A 4,011-nucleotide genomic window follows, 5' to 3' on the forward strand; every position below is an offset into this window, starting at 1 on the left:
ACGCATCCAGTGCGTAATGGTCCGTCTCTCGGGCCCGCATCCGCAGCCTGGTCCACGCCGGCGAACCAGGCTGTGGGGGCAGGGGGGTATGTAGCATCACCTCGGGTGGATTTCCACCCACTCGTTGAGGTCCTTATCGAACCGGGCAAAGGGCAACCGCTCGGGGTACAGTCCGTAATAGGAATCTTGCGATCGGCTTTCAATATCCCTCCCCCAATGCCAGAATACGCCGTCTTCATCCAGCATATACATGCGGTAGCCTCGGTCGCTGGTAATGGCTGCAATATTGTCAAACTGTGTGCCGTCCCGGCGCAGCACCGGGTTTAATACCGGCACGTTCTCGGGTGTTATTATCGTCTGGCGCATTTTCTCGGTGCTGACATACCGCCCGTCCCCGGTATAGTGCGTGCCCTGATAGAACACCCGTCCGTCCTCTTTCAGTATGAGCGTTCCGTTATCTACCAGTGCCACCTCTTTTACATTCTGTAAGTAGCGTCCCTCGGAGATCCATGGCCAGGAATCCTCGGGAAAATCTCGCATATCGCGAGTGTCACGGATGCGACCAGGCGGATTTGTAGTCTCCATCTCCCCATGGCCGAGACTGGCGATGTTGTTCCAGCCCCAGGTAAAGACGGTGCCGTCGTCGGCCATGCCTGCGGCAAAGGTCTGAGCAATGTCAAGCCGGGTAATCTTGGCCGGGGCGGCAACCTCGGAGACCACGCTCATCACCGGTTGGTAATACTTCTCCGACTTTCCAAAAATGTTATCACCGGCTTGCAGATCTGGCCATGGCCACACCCGGGCAGGATACCCCCAACCCCATATTTCTCCGCCGCTGGTCAGTACCAGAGTGGTGCCGGTGTGGGTAACTACCTGGACCGCATCGTCAAAGGAACTGCCATCCGGCTTGAAAACCTCTATGGGATACGGTGTCCCATTCAGGTTTTCCACCGGTCCGCCCGGCTCGATGTAGGACTCCAGTCCTGCGAAATACTCCCGTGGTGCCCGCCAGGTCTTTGGATCTCGTGCCAGCGTTCCCAAACGATTGTTCATACCCCACGCCCAGACAGAGCCGTCGGCACGGACGGCGTAGGCGTGGAGGTAATGATAGTTGTCAACAGAAATCACTTGGTCGAATGGTTTGCCGTCGGAGAACTGCACCTTGTGGGGAAACACGCTGTTGCGGGGAGGGGCTGAGCCAGATATCAATCCCCCACTACCGATAGACCAAAGCTGGCTTTCATTATCGATAACAAATTGGCCACCGATATACTGGTTATTCCCGAATCGTTCACCGTTAACATGATATACTGGTACCATTGATCTGGTAACAATGGTATCGGCACGATCTCGCCCAAACATGGAGATTCTTCCTGCCCACACGGTACCGTCTTCTGCAAGTGCTCTTGGTCCGGGACCTTCAGCTACAATGTGCACAAGCCGAGGCGCAGTATCAGGATACTCGACTCTTCGGGGGTCAAAATCTGTCGGCGTACATCCGGACATCATTAGGGAGGACAACAACACTGTAGACAATGCAACAAGATACATACTGCGATTCCCAGCCATTTCCATTTTCACTCCCACCTACCGAAACCGGTCCGGCAAGCGTTCCGGCGTTTCCGGTGGTCTTCCTGGCAGTGACCGCTCATAATCCTCAAAATGGGTGTATGCCCTGTCACTCAGATCATAGCTCAACGGGACATCGGTCATTCTGCGCACCGCGATGTCGCTGCCGTCCGACAGTTCCAAGGCTATGCGCAGAAAGATATCGCGTCGGGTCCAGTTTGACCCGGATAGCAGATGCACTGCGTCTGTTAGTCCCTGTTGTGGCATCAGGTCTTTTTTGAGAGTCATATTTAAGGTATCGATTGCGTTTTTGTATCGATCTTGGTTGTTCTGCAGGGCACTATACCCCCACAGCGAATCAAAGTACTCCATGTTGTGCTGTGCGTAGGATTCTGCAGCTGCTTTTTTCTTCGCTGGCCGGTTGGCAACGGCGCTGTCAGTCCAGCCCAGCAGGTACAGCGTCTGGCCAGTCCGGGCGTCATAGGCCCGGCTGCTGTAATACTCCTCAAACAAATTCATCTCCTCCGGTACCTCCAGCTCAAAGTAGTGGTAGTGGTTGTGAAGCATTGCGGTCAGCTGGAACTGATTCTGTGCCGATCCTATCTGGGAGTTCACCGCAATGGTTGCCTGTAATATCTGATACGGAATATAGTTTGCTCTGCGGAAAAACCCGGGAGTGGTATCGAAGCGTTCCCTGAACTCCGCTGATCGGAAGAGGGTATTTGTGGATATATCGCTGAATGCGCTGTGGACGGTCGAGTAGGTGTTCACCGCCCGATTTGTCGAGTTCAGCGAGATCGGATAGTGGTTGTGCGCGTAGGGGTACGCAATATATCGTGTCCAGGGCAGTTCGCCGGACATGGCCCTCGAAAAACTGTTTCCCCAGGGGATACAATGCGCAAGCCATCGTTCCAGCGCATCCCGGTGAATCCATCGTTCCCATGCATATACTCCTGCGGATAACAGGGCTGCCAGCACGAGGAGAATCCCCGAAGCAAACTGCCCGGCAACCGGCACCACGTTACTGCCTATGCCACCGGCAACCAGCGCTGATTTAGCAACATAGAGTGCAGCAACATTACTGCCGATAGCCAGGATATTGGCATGTTGCTGTAATCGCCGTGCGGCTGCACGATCATACCGCCCCTGTCGCCACAGAATGTCCGCTTGCCTGCCCTTTTGCTGGTAGTCCTGCACCGCAAAGGCGATCGATATGCTGCCGCTCAAACTCTTGGCGAACAGTATTCGTGTCTGTCCGGCAAAGGAGGTAGCCTTGGTTACGTAGGAGGTATACATATCCGCAATCCCCTTGGCATATCCAAGCAACGCTTCCATACGCTCGCCGCTGCTTTCGGCCTTCGCAAAGGCATAGGCACTGGTAGCGATTCCGTATGTCGTAAGCGCTCGATCCAGCCCTTGGGCAATAGCTCCAACTGTCTGCCCCCGGGTTTTCCGAACCGTTGTCATTTCTCGTCGTATTGTATAATGGCGATCTCGTCCGACTGACCCGTCGTTCGCTAGTACCGTCAATTGCTCACCACCCGATCCTTCCGGGAAAACTGATTCAAACAGCTTCTGCAGCTCAGTATCACTGGTATATGCTTTACCTGCATGCAGCACAACCTCGCCAGGAGAAAAACGTACCCCGGCACTGTTTTTCTGAAAGCGGTTTTTCATGATGAAGTCTACGACCACATGGGATGTTTCCAGGGTTGCCAGAGCATGGCTGGAAAGCTCCAGAATCTGGGCTGCCGCCTCGCTTGCCGGTAATACGCCCCGGTTAACCGGCGATTCGGGATTGGCAATAAAGGTTTCCCACCAGTTGTCTTCATTTCCGTTCTCGGTAAGATCTGCAAGGGTGAGATTCTGCTTTTGCAGATCCTGCTGTCGTTCGCGTGCTGTGGTGTACGCTTCTTCCAGCAGTGAGCCAATGCAGGTTATAACCTCCGGTGAATCGACAAACTGTTCCAACAGGGTTGTGATGATGGTCTCCACATCGTTTCTTTGGGCTGCGCTGTCGGAGTATTCGTAATCGATCAAGGCAGCATGCAACCCGGGGGTCATCAGCAATGCGCGTGCACGCTGGGCAGCAGCTTTAAAGGGCATCTCTCGTTCGATGTGTTCCTCAATGGTAGCTTCGTGCCATTGTATGAAATCAGAGTATGCCAGATTGCGCTGATAGGTCTCGTTATTGCCGCAAATGGAATAGGCAAGCGAGCTGAGTGTCATCGATTCACGGTGCTTCAGATTTTGCATCCGGGGAAAACTCGAATCAGTGCTATTCATGAAAGCTTCATAGCGTTGCTCCGCATCGGCAAACTCATCCCCGGCCTGTTGTAATGCACTCACGTAGTCATGGAGATAGACCGTGGTGATGTGATTTTTTTCCTCGTCGATCCGTTCGACATCCCCGGGCGTGCTGAAGGAGGACAGCCAGGTGCC

2 protein-coding genes are annotated in these 4,011 nt (G+C 54.1%); both read right to left on the minus strand.

Annotated elements, in window-relative coordinates; genetic code table 11:
• Positions 1 to 96 precede the first annotated feature (96 nt).
• Positions 97 to 1,128: an RCC1 domain-containing protein gene (locus BW950_RS14480; RefSeq protein ID WP_076490006.1), complete on the minus strand. Its 1,032-nt coding sequence runs from the start codon at positions 1,126 to 1,128 to the stop codon at positions 97 to 99.
• Between the two features lie 459 nt (positions 1,129 to 1,587).
• Positions 1,588 to 4,011 (minus strand): hypothetical protein (locus BW950_RS15200; protein WP_159438821.1); only part of this gene is annotated, 2,424 nt, incomplete at its 5' end.

Source organism: Alkalispirochaeta americana, from assembly GCF_900156105.1.
Lineage (GTDB): Bacteria > Spirochaetota > Spirochaetia > DSM-27196 > Alkalispirochaetaceae > Alkalispirochaeta > Alkalispirochaeta americana.